Source organism: Streptomyces sp. NPDC020192, from assembly GCF_044388685.1.
Classification (GTDB): Bacteria; Actinomycetota; Actinomycetes; order Streptomycetales; family Streptomycetaceae; genus Streptomyces.
The window spans coordinates 20,737-36,910 of sequence record NZ_JBIRXG010000035.1 but is presented as its reverse complement, the minus strand read 5'-3'; the positions used below and the strand labels follow the sequence as shown (position 1 = coordinate 36,910).

At 73.0% G+C, this 16,174-nt stretch carries 11 protein-coding genes and 2 pseudogenes; 3 read left to right on the top strand and 10 right to left on the bottom strand.

Going from position 1 to position 16,174, the window contains the following annotated elements; translation table 11 throughout:
* Positions 1-22 precede the first annotated feature (22 nt).
* Complete coding sequence (locus ACH47Z_RS40250) at positions 23-1,246, bottom strand: protein phosphatase 2C domain-containing protein (protein WP_399083313.1); 1,224 nt, start codon at positions 1,244-1,246, stop codon at positions 23-25.
* Between the two features lie 345 nt (positions 1,247-1,591).
* Between ACH47Z_RS40250 and ACH47Z_RS40245 the strand changes: the two are divergent.
* Positions 1,592-2,211 (top strand): annotated as a pseudogene (locus ACH47Z_RS40245) (TrmB family transcriptional regulator); the annotation flags it as partial.
* Positions 2,212-2,284: 73 nt separating this feature from the next.
* Positions 2,285-2,767, top strand: coding sequence for a DUF456 domain-containing protein (locus ACH47Z_RS40240; RefSeq protein ID WP_399083310.1), 483 nt, complete (start codon positions 2,285-2,287; stop codon positions 2,765-2,767).
* Between the two features lie 3 nt (positions 2,768-2,770).
* On the opposite strand, the gene ACH47Z_RS40235 is transcribed toward ACH47Z_RS40240, so the two are convergent.
* The 4 genes from ACH47Z_RS40235 to rsgA all read right to left on the bottom strand — a co-directional run bounded on the left by ACH47Z_RS40235 (position 2,771) and on the right by rsgA (position 7,236).
* Positions 2,771-3,997 (bottom strand): GDSL-type esterase/lipase family protein, encoded by a 1,227-nt coding sequence (locus tag ACH47Z_RS40235; protein ID WP_399083307.1) that lies wholly within the window; start codon positions 3,995-3,997, stop codon positions 2,771-2,773.
* Between the two features lie 162 nt (positions 3,998-4,159).
* Positions 4,160-4,651 carry a methylated-DNA--[protein]-cysteine S-methyltransferase gene (locus ACH47Z_RS40230; protein WP_399083304.1) on the bottom strand — a complete coding sequence of 164 codons (492 nt, stop codon included), beginning with the start codon at positions 4,649-4,651 and terminating at the stop codon, positions 4,160-4,162.
* Positions 4,648-6,042 (bottom strand): DNA-3-methyladenine glycosylase 2 family protein, encoded by a 1,395-nt coding sequence (locus tag ACH47Z_RS40225; protein WP_399083369.1) that lies wholly within the window; start codon positions 6,040-6,042, stop codon positions 4,648-4,650. The genes ACH47Z_RS40230 and ACH47Z_RS40225 overlap by 4 nt, the downstream gene beginning before the upstream one ends.
* Positions 6,043-6,123: 81 nt before the next feature.
* On the bottom strand, positions 6,124-7,236 hold the full coding sequence (rsgA, locus tag ACH47Z_RS40220) for a ribosome small subunit-dependent GTPase A (RefSeq protein WP_399083301.1): 1,113 nt from the start codon (positions 7,234-7,236) through the stop codon (positions 6,124-6,126).
* A gap of 435 nt (positions 7,237-7,671) precedes the next feature.
* Between rsgA and ACH47Z_RS40215 the strand changes: the two genes are divergently transcribed.
* Positions 7,672-9,843, top strand: a complete 2,172-nt coding sequence (locus ACH47Z_RS40215; RefSeq protein WP_399083299.1) for a SpoIIE family protein phosphatase — start codon at positions 7,672-7,674, stop codon at positions 9,841-9,843.
* Between the two features lie 51 nt (positions 9,844-9,894).
* On the opposite strand, the gene ACH47Z_RS40210 is transcribed toward ACH47Z_RS40215, so the two are convergent.
* From ACH47Z_RS40210 to ACH47Z_RS40190, 5 genes and pseudogenes are all read right to left on the bottom strand, one after another.
* Positions 9,895-11,583 (bottom strand): SWIM zinc finger domain-containing protein, encoded by a 1,689-nt coding sequence (locus ACH47Z_RS40210; protein WP_399083296.1) that lies wholly within the window; start codon positions 11,581-11,583, stop codon positions 9,895-9,897.
* 380 nt (positions 11,584-11,963) lie between these two features.
* Positions 11,964-12,225: pseudogene (locus tag ACH47Z_RS40205) on the bottom strand (GTPase RsgA); the annotation flags it as partial.
* An 88-nt stretch (positions 12,226-12,313) separates the two neighbouring features.
* Positions 12,314-13,804: a cellulose binding domain-containing protein gene (locus ACH47Z_RS40200; protein ID WP_399083293.1), complete on the bottom strand. Its 1,491-nt coding sequence runs from the start codon at positions 13,802-13,804 to the stop codon at positions 12,314-12,316.
* 241 nt (positions 13,805-14,045) lie between these two features.
* The gene (locus ACH47Z_RS40195) at positions 14,046-15,365 is read right to left on the bottom strand and encodes a radical SAM protein (protein WP_399083290.1); all 1,320 of its coding nucleotides are present in this window, start codon (positions 15,363-15,365) and stop codon (positions 14,046-14,048) included.
* 58 nt (positions 15,366-15,423) lie between these two features.
* The gene (locus ACH47Z_RS40190) at positions 15,424-16,098 is read right to left on the bottom strand and encodes a pyridoxamine 5'-phosphate oxidase family protein (RefSeq protein ID WP_399083287.1); all 675 of its coding nucleotides are present in this window, start codon (positions 16,096-16,098) and stop codon (positions 15,424-15,426) included.
* Between the last annotated feature and the right edge of the window lie 76 nt (positions 16,099-16,174).

Here is a 16,174-nt window from a genome sequence, read left to right as displayed (position 1 = left end):
CATACAGTCACAGAGGTGGCGGTCACGCCTCCCACACGGCCGCCGCCGTACGGTCGTCGGCGTAACCCTTCACCCGCACCTGGGCGTCCGCGAGGAACGCGGCGAGGCCCGGTGGGGTACGGCCGGACCAGCGCCGGGCCAGGTAGGCGCAGAGCGCGGGCTCACCGCGCAGCGGATCGGCCAGGCCCGGGCTGCACATCACCAGCGCGTCACCCGGGCGGGCGACCGACGCCCGGAACCGGAACGGCTCGCGCGGCGGCTCCGGGGCGGGCTCGTACGGGCTCGGCGGGGTCGGGATGCCGAGGTCCATGGTGAGCCGGTCGCCCTCGGGGGTCTCGCCGAAGGGGGTGGCGGGCCGCGCCCCGAACCCGACGACCGGCGCGCCGGTGGTGTCCTCCGGCGTGACCTGCGGCTCGATGTCCTGCCAGGCGCCGTCCCGCAGTCGGAACAGTCCGCCGTCGCCGACGCCGAAGAACACCCGCGTACGGCAGTCGGGGTCGGCCGGCAGCAGCAGACAGCGCAGGCTCGCCGTGTACGCGTCCGGGTCGACGCCCTGCTCGGCCGCGCTCGCCCGGAGCCGGCCGAGGCTGCGGTCGGTCAGCCGGTGCAGGCCCGACTTCAGCTCGCCGCGCCGGGCCGCCCGGATGTCCTCCACCAGCCGCAGCCGGCTGCGGCCCACGGCCCGCCCGATCCACCGGCACGCCTCGGCCGCCGCCAGATGCGCGCCCGGCGTGCCCCGCACACCGGTCGCCACCGCGACCAGCACGAGCGCCTGCTCCCCCGCCCCGAACCGCGCGGTGAGCAACGCGTCCCGCCGTGGCTCACCCCGGTACCGCGCCGAGTCCCCGCGCAACGACGCGGCCCGCACCGTACACGCCCCGTACCGGGCTCCGTCCAGCACGGTGTCCGCGACCAGTTCCCCGAGCCCGTCCGGCTCGGCGGCGGGCAGCGCGGTGGGCTCGGGGTCGTAGGTGGGAGGCCCGGAGCCGACGTAGTCGAGGGCGGAGGGGGGTGGGGGCGGAAGCGGGGGTGGGGGCGGTTCCGGCACGGTAGCCGCAGGCTCGGTCGTGCGCTGCGCCGGCAGCGCCACCTCCGGGGGTGCCGTACTCATGTTCTTCGCCGAGGCGAAGCGGTCGTCCAGGGAATCGGGCACACCCGTGGGGCCCGTGTCCTCGGTGGAGTCGTCGTACAGCTGTCCCCACCAGTCGTCCTCGGGACGGGCGGGCCTTCCCCCCTGCTGGCTCATGTTCCTGATTGTCCACCGCGGGGGCCGCCGGAAAACGGGGCATCGGGAAAATCCGGCACACCCGGTCATCTCGAACCGCTTCTCGAGTGAGGGAGTGAACACCCGTACGAGGGACGGCCGATGGTCGCCGGGCGGCCCCACCCCCCACGGGAGGACCGCCCGGCGACGCGTGTGGTGGCCGGATTGTGGCTTGGTTTCCTGGCACTGAGCTGTGCGTCGCGATCGCGACCGCGCGTCCCGGCCGCTGCCACCTTGGCAGAGTCACCGGCGGTACGGCGATGATGTTCCACGGCGGGTTTGCGCTGTGGCGGGTTTCCGCCAGGGCCGTGGGAGGGGCGGAGGCCGATGCCAGCAGCGATCGGGCTGGACGACACGCACGAGGCGGCGTACCGGGCGCTGGTGTCCGTCGGCCCGGCCGGGCCGCTGGGTGGTGGCGCCGCCGGGGGTGGCCCTCGGCGGCGCCGCTCACCCGGCAGCGGCACGAGCTGGAGAAGGCGGAGCCGGCGGCGGCACTGCTCGCGCAGGAGTACCGGGCGGCCGCGGCCGAACCGGCGGTGCACGACCTGGTGGAGGTGGTGACCGGTGCCTCGGTGGTCGCCCAGCGCTTCCTCCAGCTGCAGCTGGGCGCGGCGGACGAGGTGTGCGCGCTGGTCACCGCCAACCCGGTCGTGGTGTCCGGCATGGAGAACGAGGCGGAGGAGCAGGCGGCCCTACGCGGGGTGCGCTACCGGGTGGTCGTGGAGCGCGCGGTGCTGGACCTGCCGCACGCGCTGACCGAGCTGACCGCCGCGCTGGGCCGGGACGAGCGGGTGCGGGTGGTGGACCGGGTGCCGACGAAGCTCGTGGTGGCCGACCGCTCGCCGGCGATGGTGCCGCTGACCTCGACGACGGCCGAGCCGGCCGCGGTGGTGGTGCACGCCAGCACCCGCCTGCAGCTGGGCCGGCACGCGTACGAGCGGGGCTGGGTGACCCGTTCCTGAGGCCCGGTTGACCGGTCACCGGCCTGCCCTTCCGCGGCTTCTCCGGCACTCTGGGCAGATGGGAGTGTGGGAACTCCTGCTGGTCGGCGTGGTCGTCGTGCTCGGCCTGTGCGGAGTGCTGGTGCCCGGGGTGCCGGGGTCGTGGCTGGTGTGGGCCGCGGTGCTGTGGTGGGCGCTGACGGATCCGCGGCCGGTGGCCTGGGGCGTCCTGGTGGCCGCCACCGCGGTGCTGCTGCTGTCGCTCGTGGTGCGCTGGGCGCTGCCGCCGCGCCGGCTGCGGCAGAGCGGTGCCACGCCCCGGATGGGGGTGTACGCGGGCGCCGGGGCGTTCCTCGGTTTCGTGCTGCTTCCGGTGCTGGGCGCGCTGCCGGGCTTCATGGCGGGGATCTATGTGCATGAGCGGCTGCGGCTGGGCCGCCACGGGGAGGCGATGGCCGCCCTGCGCACGGCCATGCGCTCGGGTGGCTCCAGCGTGCTGGCCGAGCTGTTCGCCTGCCTGCTGATCGCGGGGGCGTGGCTGGGGGCGGTGCTGTGGGGCTGAGGGTTATCCGGTGAGGGCCCTGAGCACGGTGTCGGCGACAGCCGCCATGCCGGCGTCGTCGAAGTGCAGGTGGTCGCCGGGGTCGTAGGCGGGCAGGATGCGGGCCGGGTCGGCGGGGTCGCGTACGGCGGCGTCGGCGTCGGCGACCGCGTCGAAGGCGCCGCCGGTGCGGATGAACGCGTTCACCCGCTGCCGTACCGCCTCGCGGGCGTCCGTGTAGGCGGCGTACCCGCGGAACGGGGTGAGGGTGACGCCGACGACCCGCACACGCCGGGCGTGGGCGCGGGCGACGAGCGTGCGGTAGGCGGCGGCGAACGCGGTGGCGTCGTCGGCCGTGGGGGTGCCCTTGATGTCGTTGATGCCCTCCAGCACCACCAGGACCCGTGCGCCCGCCCGGTCCAGGGCGTCCGTGTCGAGGCGGGCGAGGGCGCGCGGCCCGGTGCCGTCGCGCAGCAGCCGGTTCCCGGAGATGCCCGCGTTGAGGACGCCGTACCGGTGCTCGCGCAGGGACGCGGCGAGCCGGTCGGGCCAGCGGTGGTTGGTGTCGGGGGTGGATCCGTTTCCGTCGGTGAGGGAGTCGCCGAACGCCACGACGCTGCCGGCGCCGCGGCCGAGGACGTCGACGCCGGTGACGTAGTACCAGTGGCTGACGGTGGTCGTGTACGCGGTTCCGTCCTCGTCGGCGGCCCGGCCCGCGCCGGCCCGGGCCACGTAGCTGGTCTGCAGGGCCTCCTGATGGGAGGTCGCGTGGCCGCCGGCGCCCGGCGTGTACACGGTGACGAGCAGGTCGGCGTCGGGCGGGACGCGCAGCCGCACCGGGTCGGTGACCGTGTCCCGGCCCGGCGGGACGGTGACGGCCCGGGCGCCCCGGAAGGTGGCCGTGCGCACGGTGCCGGGCAGGGCGTCCGGCCCGGCGGCCCCGCGCAGCGCGACGGTGACCGCGCCGAGGCGCAGCGGTGCGGTGCCGAACCGGTTGCTGAGCCGCACGCGCACGGCCCTGCCGCCGATGCTGAGGTGGACGACGTTGCGGATGGCGGCGCCGGGCCACGCCGCCACGGTGCCGGACGGCGCGCTCTCCCAACTACCGGTCCAGGAAGGCCGGTCCGGCCCCGGCCAGGCCTGCGGCCGCGGCTGTCGCGGTGGCGGCTCCGGCCGGGCGGCGGCCGGCGTCGTCAGGCCGGGCAGCATCGCCAGCAGCAGCACCGCGAGGATCCGTCCGACCTTGGCCATGTGTCCGCTCGCCCTTCCCCGTGCCTCGTCGGAGGCGACCGTGCCACACGGCCGGGCCGCACCGGCGCACCATCGACGGTGGTCCACCCGCTCGGCGTAACGGGGTGGGAGAGGGGGAGAAGGCCGGTGGCGGACGCCTTGGATCCGTGGACCCGGACGCGCCTAGCCGGCGAGCGCCCCCTCCAGGGTCAGCAGCCGGACCTTGCGCTCGACTCCGCCCGCGTACCCGGTCATCGAGCCGTTGGCGCCGATCACCCGGTGGCAAGGGCGCACGATCAGAAGGGGGTTGGCGCCGATCGCGCCGCCGACGGCGCGAACGGCCGCGCGTGACACGCCGATACGCGCGGCGATCTCCCCGTAGGTGACGGTGCTGCCGTACGGCACGTCGTCCAGCGCCTCCCACACCTGTTGCCGGAACGCAGTGCCGTGGGCGGCCAACGGCAGCCGGAACGCCGTGAGTTCACCGGCGAAGTAGGCGGCGAGCTGTTCCCCGGCGGCCCGGAACGGCCCGGCGTCGTGCCGCCAGCCGTCCTCGACGCTCCGTCCGCCCTTCTGCCCGGGCACGGACAGCGAGGTGAGCGCGCCGTCCGGGTCGGCGGTGAGCAGCAGCGGGCCGACGGGTGAGGCCAGCCGCGCCCAGTACACGTCCGTCATCGGTTCAACTCCTCTGCCACCCGCAGGTGTTGGACGGCGTACGACCGCCAGGGCCGCCAGGTGTCGGGTACCTCGACGTCGGGCGGGGCGACGTCCGGATCGCCGAGGGCGCGGACGCGGACGGTGGCTACGGCGGCCGGGTCCATGCCGGGCAGGGCGCGCAGGGCCGCCTCCGCGTCGTCGCGGTCGGCGCCCGCGTCCAGTCGTACCGTGCCGTCGGCGAGGGCCGAGGCGAGCGCGCCCAGCGGGCCGCTGGGCTCGGCCTCGGCGAGCACGGCGGGCTCGGGGAAGAGATGGGTGAGGCTCCCGCAGGGGGCGTCGAGGGCCTTGCCGTACCGGTGGACCAGCGGCTCGGCGCCCGCGCTGCCCACCAGCGCGCGCACGGCGGGCTCCAACGGGTCCACGGCGCCGGGCGAGCGCAGTCCGGGCCGGGCGGCGACCAGCGGGGCGAGCCGCGGGTCGGCGCCGAGGCGGTCGTCGACGGCGTACGGGTCGGCGTCGAGGTCGAACAGCCGCCGCAGCCGCTGCACCGCGGTGGTCAGGTCCCGGGGGTCGGTGAGGTGCAGCCGTGCGTCGAGCCAGCCGCCGGGATGGGTGCCGCCGCCCGTCTTCGGTGCCCGGGTGCGCTCCTCGACGGCGGCGATCCCGGTGCCGTACGGCAGCCGCAGGGTGCGCCGGTAGGTACGGCCGCCCGGCGGGCCCGAGACCTCCTCGACACCGGTGACCGCCTCCCGCGCCAGCTGGTCGAAGACGGCGCCGGCCTGGTACGGGCCCCGGTGGGCGAGCCGCAGCGGGATGCCGGCGCCCGGGGCGGCCCGGCGGGTGCCACGGCCCCGGGGAGCGGCGGCGCGCACCTCGGTGGGTGTCGTGGCGTAGATCTCCCGGACGGTGTCGTTGAACTGCCGGACACTGGCGAACCCGGAGGCGAACGCGATCTCGGTGACCGGCAGGTCGGTGGTCTGCAGCAGCACCCGCGCGGTGTGCGCCCGCTGGGCCCGGGCGAGCGCCACGGGCCCGGCGCCGAGTTCGGCGGTCAGCTGCCGCTGCACCTGCCGGGAGCTGTAGCCGAGCCGGTCGGCGAGCCCCGCGACGCCCTCGCGGTCCACGACCCCGTCGGAGATCAGCCGCATGGCCCGGCCGACGACGTCCGCGCGCACGTTCCACTCCGCCGACCCCGGCACCGCGTCCGGCCGGCACCGCCGGCAGGCCCGGAACCCGGACCCCTGCGCGGCGGCGGCCGTCGCGAAGAAACGCACGTTGTGCCGCTTCGGCGTCACCGCCGGGCAGCTCGGCCGGCAGTAGATCCCGGTGGTCTCGACGGCGAAGAAGAACGCCCCGTCGAACCGCCCGTCCCGGCTCCGCACGGCCTCGTACATGGTGTCCTTGTCCATCACGCTTTCCAGTGTCGGACAGTGCAGGAGGAAGGACCGGCGGAAATCGGACGTGACACTCAGGGCGCCGTGCTCACGGCACTACTGGAACCGCCCCCTCTTGATCTCCATCGCGGCCTTCCCCTCCGCGCCCTTCCGCCTCCAGTCCCGCCGCAGCTCCGCACGGACCCGCGCGTCGGTCTTGGCGACGATCCACTGGTTCTCCCGCATGAGCTTGCGGTAGCTCTCCAGCCGCCGCTCGGGCAGCTCGCCGCTCTCCACGGCGGAGCGCACCGCACAGTCCGGCTCGGTCTCGTGGGCGCAGTCGTGGAAACGGCACCGCTCGGCCAGTTCCTCGATCTCGGAGAACACCTGCCCGACCCCGCCCTCGGCGTCGTACAGCCCGACACCCCGCAGCCCCGGTGTGTCGATGAGGACCCCGCCCGACGGCAGGGCGAGCAGATTCCGTGTGGTCGTGGTGTGCCGGCCCTTGCCGTCGACGTCCCGCGCGGCCCGTACGTCCATGACGTCCTCGCCGACGAGGGCGTTGGCCAGCGTGGACTTGCCCGCGCCGGACTGGCCGAGCAGCACGGACGTACCGGAGCCGACCAGCGCGACGAGGACGTCGAGCCCGTCGCCGTACAGGGCGCTGACGGTGAGCACGGGCACGCCGGGCGCGCTCAGCTCGACGTCGTGGACGAGGTGGGCGAGGGTGACCGGGTCCGGCACGAGGTCGGCCTTGGTGAGGACGACGACGGGCTGGGCACCGGACTCCCAGGCGAGGGCGAGGAAACGCTCCACCCGCCCGAGGTCGAGTTCGACGGCGAGGGAGATCGCGATGACGGCGTGGTCGACGTTGGCGGCGAGGACCTGCCCCTCGGACCGCTTGGAGGAGGTGGAACGCACGAAGGAGGTACGGCGCGGCAGATACGCGCGGACGTAGCGCGGATCACCGCCGGGGTCGACGGCGACCCAGTCCCCCGTGCACACGACCTTCATCGGGTCACGGGGCACGACGAACTCGGTGTCGGCGCGGACGGTCCCGCCCGGGGTGACGACGTCGCACTGGCCGCGGTCGACCCGTACGACACGGCCGGGCAGAAGACCCTGCTCGGCATAGGGAGCGAACCCGGCTTCCCATCCCTCGTCCCAGCCGTACGGGGCGAGCGGATGCGAGGAAGGCGAGGACGAACCCACGAGAGAAGAAAAAGACAAGGGAGGACCCTTCACAAGGGTGGCCCCGGCACCGCGCTCACGGGCGCGGTAAGTGAGTGAGGTCAGCCGGAGGCCACGGAGGTGGAATGGATGAACTTCCGGATGCGGGCAGCGCCCGTCTCGACGACAGCCATCGGTCACACCTCCCGTTCTGCACACGACTGACCGCGGCAGCCGGCGGCCACCGCGAGGAGCAAGCCCCACCCTAGAGAGGCTCGCTCTGCGACACCACAGAATTTCCCCGTCGTTCCGTCCTCGGTCTTCCTGGAGGTCGGGCCGTCAGATGCCCCCGGTGGTGAAGCGCCGCTGTGACCGGCCCGGCCTCAGCTTGGAAACAGCAAAGACTCGGCCCGGAAACAGCAAAGACATGTGTCAGAGTGGAGGGGCAAGACGGCGTCGTCAGCTGGCGGAGGAGACAGGAGAGGGCAGCCTGTCATGTCCATACATTTCGCCCCCCACAGCTCGGACATGGCCCGCTCCACCCCCTTCGACCGGCGGAGCGAGGAGTACGCGGACCTCTTCGGGCAGGCCCCGGTGATCTTCGCTGCGCTCAGTGGTCCGAGACACCTGCTGGACGTGGCGAACTCGGCATTCTTCGAGGCCGTGGGGTGCGACCGCGGGCGCGTCGGCGAGCCGGTCGGAGAGGCGATTCCGGAATTGGTTCCGCAGGGCGTCCTCGACCGGCTCGACGAGGTCTACCGCACCGGCGTCGCACACCGGGCCCGGGACGGACGGCTGATACTGGGAGAGCCGGGCAGGCAGCGGGAGGGGTTCTTCGACTTCACCTACGAGCCCCGTTGGGACGAGGCCGGCCGGATCGACGGGGTCGTGGTGATCGCGGTCGAGACCACCGCGTACCACGACGCGCATCTCCTGGCCTCGCAGCAGCGCGTGTTGCTGGAGCAGATCGCACGCGACGCCCCTCTCACCGAGATCCTCGACGGCATGGCCACGGCGATCGAGGAGTTCTCCCCGGACATGATCGTCTCGGTACTGCTCGTCGATCCCGACGGACAGCGCCTGCGGCACGGCACCGCCCCGAGCCTGCCCGACTTCTACAACGAGGCGATCGACGGGACACCCATCGGCGAGGGTGTCGGCTCGTGCGGCACGGCCGCCTTCCGGCACGAACCGGTGATCGTCACGGACATCGCCACCGATCCCCTGTGGAAGGACTACCGCGACCTGGCGCTGCGGGCCGGGGTCGCGGCGTGCTGGTCCACGCCGATCCAGGACGCGGACAGCCGGCTGCTGGGCACCTTCGCGATGTACCACCGCACCCCCAAGGCTCCCGCGGACAGGGATGTGACGCTCAGCGTCGCGTTCGCACGCATAGCCGCGCTGGCCATCGAACGCCACCGTGCGGTGGAGGCGCGGCACGCCGCCCAGGAGCGGGAGAAGGCCGTCCGCGAGGATCTGGCCTTCCTGCTGGAAGCGAGCACCGCCATCACGGGCGAGACACACTATGCGGAGAGCCTGCAGTGCATGGCCAGGCTGACCGTTCCGGCCCTGGCGCCGCTGTGTGCCGTCCATGTGGTCGAGCGCGGCCGTACCCGCCGCATCGCCGTCGCCGCCTCCCCCCGGGAGGGGGAACAGCTCCTCTCCTCCCCCGCACTGTGCGACGACGTGGACGCCGCCGTCGCCCGCGTACTGGCTTCCGGCGCCATCGAGACGGCCCACACGAGCAGCCGCTGCGCGCAGTTCGGCGTCACGGGTTACGTGTGCGTGCCGCTGGCCACCCGGGGCCGTACCTTCGGCACGCTGACTCTCCTGACCACCGCCCTGACTCCGGACGGCCACACGATCGCCCTGGCCCAGGAGCTCGCCCGCCGGGCCGCTTCGAGTGCCGACAACGCCCACCAGTTCACCGACCGCGTCCGGCTGGCCCACGATCTGCAGGCAGGGCTGCTGCCTCCCGAGTTGCCCAGGATTCCCGGCGCGACCTTGGCCGCCTCGTACCATCCGGCCGCTGAAGGACTCGACGTCGGCGGCGACTTCTACGACGTCTTCCCGCTGTCCGGCGACCGCTGGGCGTTCATGATCGGCGATGTGTCGGGGCGCGGCGCGCTGGCGGCCACCACCACCGGAATGGTCCGCCACACCGCACGCGCCGCCGCCCGCCTCCTGAACGACCCTGCGGCGGTGGTCGCCGCCATCAACGACGCGTTGACGGCAGGCACCGCCGAAGAGGACCAGTTCGTTTCACTCGTTTACGGCGAGCTGCGGCACTCCGCGTCCCGCCTCGCGCTCAACCTGATTCGGGCAGGCCACGTACCGCCCCTCGTGCGCCGAGCCGACGGCACGGTCGAAGAACTCACACAACCAGGCCTGCTGTTGGGAATCCGCCCCGACCCCGGCTTCTGCCCATGCGACATCGAACTGCGCCCCGGCGACAGCCTGGTCGTGGTCACCGACGGCATCACCGAGGCTCGATCCGCAGACGGTGAGTTCTTCGGCGAGGATCGCCTGGCCGACGCGCTCGTCGCCGACCGGACCACGACGCCCACCGCCGCCACCCTCATCGAGTCCATCACCGCCGCAGTCACCACGTTCGCAGGCGATGCCGCCCTCGACGACCGGGCCGCGCTTGTTGTCACGGCCACCTGATGCCCGACCCGGGATGCGCACGCACCCGGGCGCCCCCGAATCTCTGGCGGGTCACAGGCCGTGCTGGTCGAGGAGCCGCATCAGGTTGCGCTTGCGTTTCTGGTCGGCACGCAGAGCGGCGAGGTACGCGGTGAACTCGTCTTCGGTGCCCAGGCGGTGGTGGCAGTCGCGCATGCTCAGCAGCAGGCCGGTCAGCTGCTCGTAGACGGCGTTGCCCGTCTGTTTCATGAGCGGTTCGGCCAGCCGCAGGTAGACCCCGAGCGCGTCGGCAGAGCGGACGGCGCGGGCCCGGTCGGCGAGGGCGAGCCACTGCCGGTCGTGCGCATGCGTCTCGGTCGCGGCCCGCCAGGCCGCGTCGACGTCCCCGTCGTCGAGCAGGGCATCGACCAGGACCGGGCCGCTGTACCAGGGCTGCTGCCGCTGCCCGGCGTCGGCGCGCAGCAGCACAAGCGCCGGCTCCCGCTCGTCCTGCCAGCAGCCGGCCGCCCGCGCCGCCATACGCAACTGCTGGTACGCGACGAGGGAACGGCGGGCGGCGAACTGGGTGCGGCGCAGAGCAACGGCGTCGAAGAGCCGGTCGGCGTGGGTGTAGCGGTCGCAGAGGTAATCGATCAGAGCGTTGTCGGGGCTGACGTCGTCGGGTACTTCCTCAATGCCGCGTTCCGCCCACCGCAGGGCCTCGTCCGGGCGGCCGACGCTGTCCAGTTCGCGGGCGACGCTCAGGTGGGTGCTGCCGTCCGGAGCGAGGTCAGCCGCCTGCAGGGCGACCCAGCCGTCCACGTCCCCCTCCGCCTTGGCCAGCCGCTCCATCAGGTACTTCTCCGCCCAGCCGGTGCGGTTGCGGCGCCAGGCGTCGGTCGCCAATTCCCTCACACGGGCCATCCCTTGCGCACCGAGGATGTCCTCGTAGGCGAGGGGATCGATGCCGGTGAGATCGTCCAGGTCACTGAGCAGGTGGCCGACCAGCCACCGCGCGGTCTCGTTCGGGTCTGGGCGTGCTGCGCGGCACGCGTCGAGGTGGGCTTCGGCGAGCGCAGCCCCGATGCGACCCAGGTGACCGTCGGAGTCGTCGATCGCGTCCTGCGCCTCGCCCAGCAGCCGCATCGCTTCCCGGGACAGTGAGATCGCGTCCGCGGCCCGCCCTGCGGCGGTCAGCGCGGCGATCGCGGACACCGCCTGAGAGGCTTGTTCGCCGTAGGCGTGGGCATCGGCGTACTCGACGTAGCCGTACCGTGCGAAAGGGGCAGTGTCGAGGAGTTCCCGGATCCGGGCGCGGACCTCGACCAGGTCCCCGCGGGCGCTCGCCGCCCGCAGCTCCAGCCGCCGTGCCAACTGCCGGTCTTTGCCGAGCTGTTCCCGTACGAGGGCGAGCAGCTCGTCCCTGGAAAGCACAGCCAGCCACGCATCCAACTCCTGAGCACGAGACCTGGCCCGGCCGCGCTGCCTCGGCACCGCCTCCGCCTCGGCGAGCACAGTCAGGCCCAGGGCGACCAGGTGCTTGCAGAAGTTGCCCTCCATGCCGTACGGGCAGTCGCACTCCCCGGCAAGGCCGTCGGGCCCGTCCAGGGTCAGCTCCGCCTGGTAGGCGTCCGTCCCGTGGACGGTGGCCGTGATCCAGCCGTCGCCGACCTCCACGGCGGTCACCACGGCCACATACCCTCGGCCCCGCTCGAAGGAGCGTGGCCCGGCCAGCGCCCGCAGGTCGTTCTCGTCGAAGTCCAAGTCCAAGTCCTGTGCCACAGACGCATTCAACCGGAGGAGCGGAGCCACGGTCTCCGCAGTGCCCGTATCGTTGGATTGGTTGGCGCGCACGCCCACACCGGACAGCCGCGGCCCACGACCGCCACGAGCCTCCAGCCGCCGACAGGCCGGACTCGGACTTTCGCAACCTCAGCGTCCCGTCACCACGAACGTGACGTATCTCCCGATGCCGAGCAAGCGCCGCGTCTCCGCCCGGGTGGTAGCGAGTTCACTGACGACTGGCGGTCGCGACGGGCGCATTGTGCGGATGTCTCACCAGCGCCGTCCGGGGGTGGTGTCGGCGCCCGCCCCAGGCGCAGTCGTGGGGTGAAGCGGAAAGTGCCAGCGACAGCCAGGGCGCCAGCCGATTCCTAAGTCCTGCCGGACTCCCGGGCGAGGGTGAGGAAGCACTCCACGCGCCCGAGGTCGAGTTCGACGGCGGTGGAACGCACGAAGGAGGTACGGCGCGGCAGATACGCGCGGACGCAGCGCGGATCACCGCCGAGGTCGACGGCGACCCAGTCCCCCGTGCACACGACCTTCATCGGGCCCGTCGGCCGCGTAGCGGGCGAACGCGCCGGCCCAGGACTCGTCCCAGCCGTAGGGAGCCAGCGCGGAGAACACAGCAGAGGTGGAAGTCAAGGGAGACCCTTCACAAGCTCGTCTCTCGCACACCACCTCGGCGTGCGTGATCAATGTGGTCCGCGAACGGGGCCCGGCGTCACAGCATTTATCCGGCCGCGCACGCGACCCCGTTGAGCGTGAAGTCGTACGGAGCCCGGTTCGCGTCCTGCCAGGAGGCGATGAAGCCGAAGGACAGGGTGCCGTGGGCGGCGACGGTCTTGTTGTAGTCGGCGGCGGTGGCGGTGACGCGGGAGCCGCTCTGGTGGACGGTGGCGTCCCACATCTGGCTGACCTGCTGGCCGTCGCGGAACGCCCAGGACACGCTCCAGTCGGTCAGGGGCCGGTCGGTGGTGACGGTGACGGTGGCCTGGAAGCCGTCGGGCCACTGGTTGACCAGGTCGTAGGCGGCCCGGCAGGTGATGGCGGGGGCGCTGCCGCCGGGCTGGTGTTCGGCCGTGGAGCTGCTGCCCTGCGGTTCGGGATCGGACTTCGTACGGCCGGGGTCCGCCGTCGTCACGGGCGCCGAGGGCGTCGCGGACGGGGTGCCGGCGTTGGCGGGCGGGGCCGACGGCGAGCCGGGGCGGCCGGCGGTGCGGGGGACGCTGGGGTCGGCGACCGGCTGGCGGTCGTCGCGGGCGGCGGCCGCGTCGCCGCCGGAGCCGCCGAACTGCATCATCGACACGCCGAGCGCCAGCGCGGAGATCAGCACGGCGGCGGCGAGCAGGCCGCCGCGCAGCACCCGGCTGCGCCCGCCGCCCTCCTCGGGGTCGCCGGTGTCCGGGTCGGCACCGCCGGGACGGCCCGCGCCGAGCCGGACCTCGGCGGCGCGCCGGCGGCGCTCCAGGTAGGCGAGGCCGCCCCAGCCGATCACCCCGCCGGCCAGCGCGGCGGGCAGTCCCCCGCCGTGCAGGCGCAGGCACGCGGCGGCCTCGGCGCAGCGCACGCAGGTGGCGAGGTGCCGGGAGAGGTCGTCGGGGGCGTCGGCGGCCGGCGAGCGGGTGACCGCGTCCAGCAGGCGGGCGTAGGAGCGGCACTGCGCGTCCATCGGGGTGTCGAGATGGGCGCGGTGGCAGCGCTCCCGGAACAGGGTGCGGACCTGGTCGAGCTCGTCGCCGACGGTGGCCGGGTCCAGGCCCAGCCGGCGGGCCACCACGGGCAGCGGCAGCGCCTCCACCTCGGCCAGCCACAGCAGCGAGGCGTCGGCCTCCTGCATGTCCCGCAGGCCGCGCAGCGCGATCGGGCGCTCCAGCGGCGGGCCCGAAAACCGGGCCGCCTTGCCGGAGTTGAGCCACAGCCGCAGGTCGGGGTCGAGCCGGTGGCCCCGGCCGTCGGCCTCCCAGCCGGCGGCCGTGTCGCGTACGGCGGTGAGCAGCGCCGGGATCGTCGGCAGCCGCGGGTTACGGCGGCCGGCGCCGCGCACATGGGTGCTCCCGGCGGCACGGACCTCGCGCACGCCGAGCGTGAAGGCCTCGTTCGCCAGTTGATGGGCCGTCAGGGAGCCGGAGGTGCACAGGTCCGCGTAACTGAGCACCGCGTCCCAGCCCTCCGAGAACAGCGCGGCCTCGGTGGCGTCCTGGGGGGTCGGCAGGTCGGGCATGGGACTCCTGCATCCACGAGCGAGGTCAACTCTCCATACGGAAAAGGGAGTTACGGGGAACCTCGCGGCAGGGCACCGAGCTTTTCACGACCTTGACAGAACTGACAAGCGGCCTGTTCACATCCGGTGACGCAAGGTGGCGGGACGGATGCGCGTCGCGACGAACCCCCGACTCCGGCCTCTGATACGGACGGCGGGGCCGTTTCGCTCAGGGCCCCGCCGACCGGATGCGTCACACGGGTCACACCTCGACCGGCTCCTCCGCGGGCAGGCTGTCCATGAAGGAGCTGACCGAGAAGACCGCGCGGCCGGGTCCGGGCGGGCCGTAGCCGGGCGGGGAGGACAGGCCGAAGTCCTCCATCGTCTGACGGTAGGCCTGGAGCAGCCGGATGTGGTATTCCAGCGGCGCGCCCTGCGGGTTGGCCTTGCCGAGCGGGGTGGTGGGCTCCGGGCACCAGGTGGTGAAGCGGGGCGTGATGCCGTGCGACATGAAGAAGCGCAGGCCCTCGGTGGTCGACGCGATCGCCTCGTCCACCGTCGTGAACCCGAACGGCTCGGCCATCTCCACACCGGCCACGAAGTTGGGGATCACATTGCGCGCCCCGAACACCTCGGCGGAGTCCAGGATGCGCTTGTGCCATTCGTCGCGGCCGACGTAGCGCTCCTTGCCGGGGCAGTACAGCTCGAACAGCCGGCGGTCCCACACTTCGAAGTTGGGGTGATAGATCTGCACGCCGTAGTCCTTGAACCGCTGCACGTCGGCCTTGGGCAGCGCCTGGGCGACGACCTTGCCGATCCAGCGGCCCGGGAAGCGCTCCTCGATGGCCTTGGCGTAGTGGCCGTAGAAGTCGGCCTCGTCCCGGCCTGCGACCGTCTTCGTGATGGCTCCGCCGGTCAGCGTGTACGCGGTGGAGGTCTTCTGGGTGTCGTACCGGTCGATGATCTCGAGGGCCTCCAGTACCTCCTCGACGTCCTTCACCCCGGTGTACGGCCGCCCGGCCGCCTTGTGCTGGCGCCAGTTGTGGTTGATGTCGCAGTACTGGCACTCCTCCTTGGCGCCGAAGTACTGGCAGACCCGGAAGACGGTGAGGTAGATCAGGTAGCCCCACTGGATGGTGGGGGCGACCTCCATCACGGACTTCCCGTTGGAGAGGGTGTGCCGGTAGTACTCCGGCATGGGCGGCACACCGACGTCGGCGACCCGCTTGCCGTCGAGGTAGAGGCCGAGCAGCCCCTCGTCGTCGGCGGCGACCCGGTACGGCGAGGCAGGGTTCACCCGTACGGAGACGACCGTACGCCTCAGGTCGTACGGGCCGCCGGTGAGGATGATCTCCTCCGGCGGGCGCCTGAGGGCGGCCTCGCCGAGTTCGGGCAGGGTGCCGTGGTCGAACGAGAAGATGAAGTACGACTTCGGCTTGACCTCGCCGCTCTCGTTGTCACTGAGGGCGGACGGGTCGAAGGCGACGCCGCCGCGGAGCAGGTCCTCCTTGAAGACGGCCTCCCGCGGCACGTGCGGGAAACGCTCCATCAGATCCTCGACCAGCGCGGTACGACTGCCCATCCGTCTGTCTCCTCCCGGCTCAGGCGTACGACTTACACCGTATGCCCCCGCCTCCGGCTCAGCCCGCCCGGGTCCCCGCACGGCGCGCGACGTGTTCCGGTACGGCGATGCCGGGCGGCAGTGCCGGATCGGGCTCTGGGCTGCCCCAGACCGGGGTCAGCGGCAGCACCCCCGCCCACAGGCCGAGCGCCGCGTCGGGTCCGTCGCCGTCCTCCGGGGCGCCGGTGCGGATCTTGACGGAGGCCTCCTCCAGGGAGAGGGCGAGGAGGGTGGTGGCGGCCAGCTCCTTACGGCTCGGGCGGCGGGCGTACGACCACTGCCCCGGCGCGGAGTGCTCGGTGAGCCGGCGCAGACCCTCCAGCTTCTCCTCGGGGTCGGTGACCTTGCGGGCCGTGCCGTGGATCATGGCGCTGCGGTAGTTGACGCCGTGCTCGAAGACGGACCGGGCGAGCACCAGCCCGTCGACGTGGGTGACGGTCACGCACACAGGGGTGTCCCCGGCGAGGCTGCGGCTGGCCACGGAGCCGTGCAGATACAGCCACCGCTCGTCCCGCCCGTACACGGTCGGCACGACGACCGGCCGCCCCTCCACCACGACACCCAGGTGACAGACGAACCCGGCGTCGAGGATCGCCTCCAGCTCCGCCCGCTCCAGCCTGCCCTGCTCGCGCAGCCGGCGGTGACGGGTGCGGTCGGTGACGGGCAGGTGGTCGGGGAGCGGTTCCTGAGTCATGGAGCAGAAGGTACCGATATCGCATTCCTCAGGCCAGTGATATTTCGAATACGTCGATCAATGCCGATTCCGACGA

Coding starts and splice junctions, on each gene's coding strand:
- ACH47Z_RS40250 (WP_399083313.1), bottom strand. CDS start 1,246: ATGAGCCAGCAGGGGGGAAGGCCCGCCCGTCCCGAGGACGACTGGTGG.
- ACH47Z_RS40240 (WP_399083310.1), top strand. CDS start 2,285: ATGGGAGTGTGGGAACTCCTGCTGGTCGGCGTGGTCGTCGTGCTCGGC.
- ACH47Z_RS40235 (WP_399083307.1), bottom strand. CDS start 3,997: ATGGCCAAGGTCGGACGGATCCTCGCGGTGCTGCTGCTGGCGATGCTG.
- ACH47Z_RS40230 (WP_399083304.1), bottom strand. CDS start 4,651: ATGACGGACGTGTACTGGGCGCGGCTGGCCTCACCCGTCGGCCCGCTG.
- ACH47Z_RS40225 (WP_399083369.1), bottom strand. CDS start 6,042: ATGGACAAGGACACCATGTACGAGGCCGTGCGGAGCCGGGACGGGCGG.
- ACH47Z_RS40215 (WP_399083299.1), top strand. CDS start 7,672: ATGTCCATACATTTCGCCCCCCACAGCTCGGACATGGCCCGCTCCACC.
- ACH47Z_RS40200 (WP_399083293.1), bottom strand. CDS start 13,804: ATGCCCGACCTGCCGACCCCCCAGGACGCCACCGAGGCCGCGCTGTTC.
- ACH47Z_RS40195 (WP_399083290.1), bottom strand. CDS start 15,365: ATGGGCAGTCGTACCGCGCTGGTCGAGGATCTGATGGAGCGTTTCCCG.
- ACH47Z_RS40190 (WP_399083287.1), bottom strand. CDS start 16,098: ATGACTCAGGAACCGCTCCCCGACCACCTGCCCGTCACCGACCGCACC.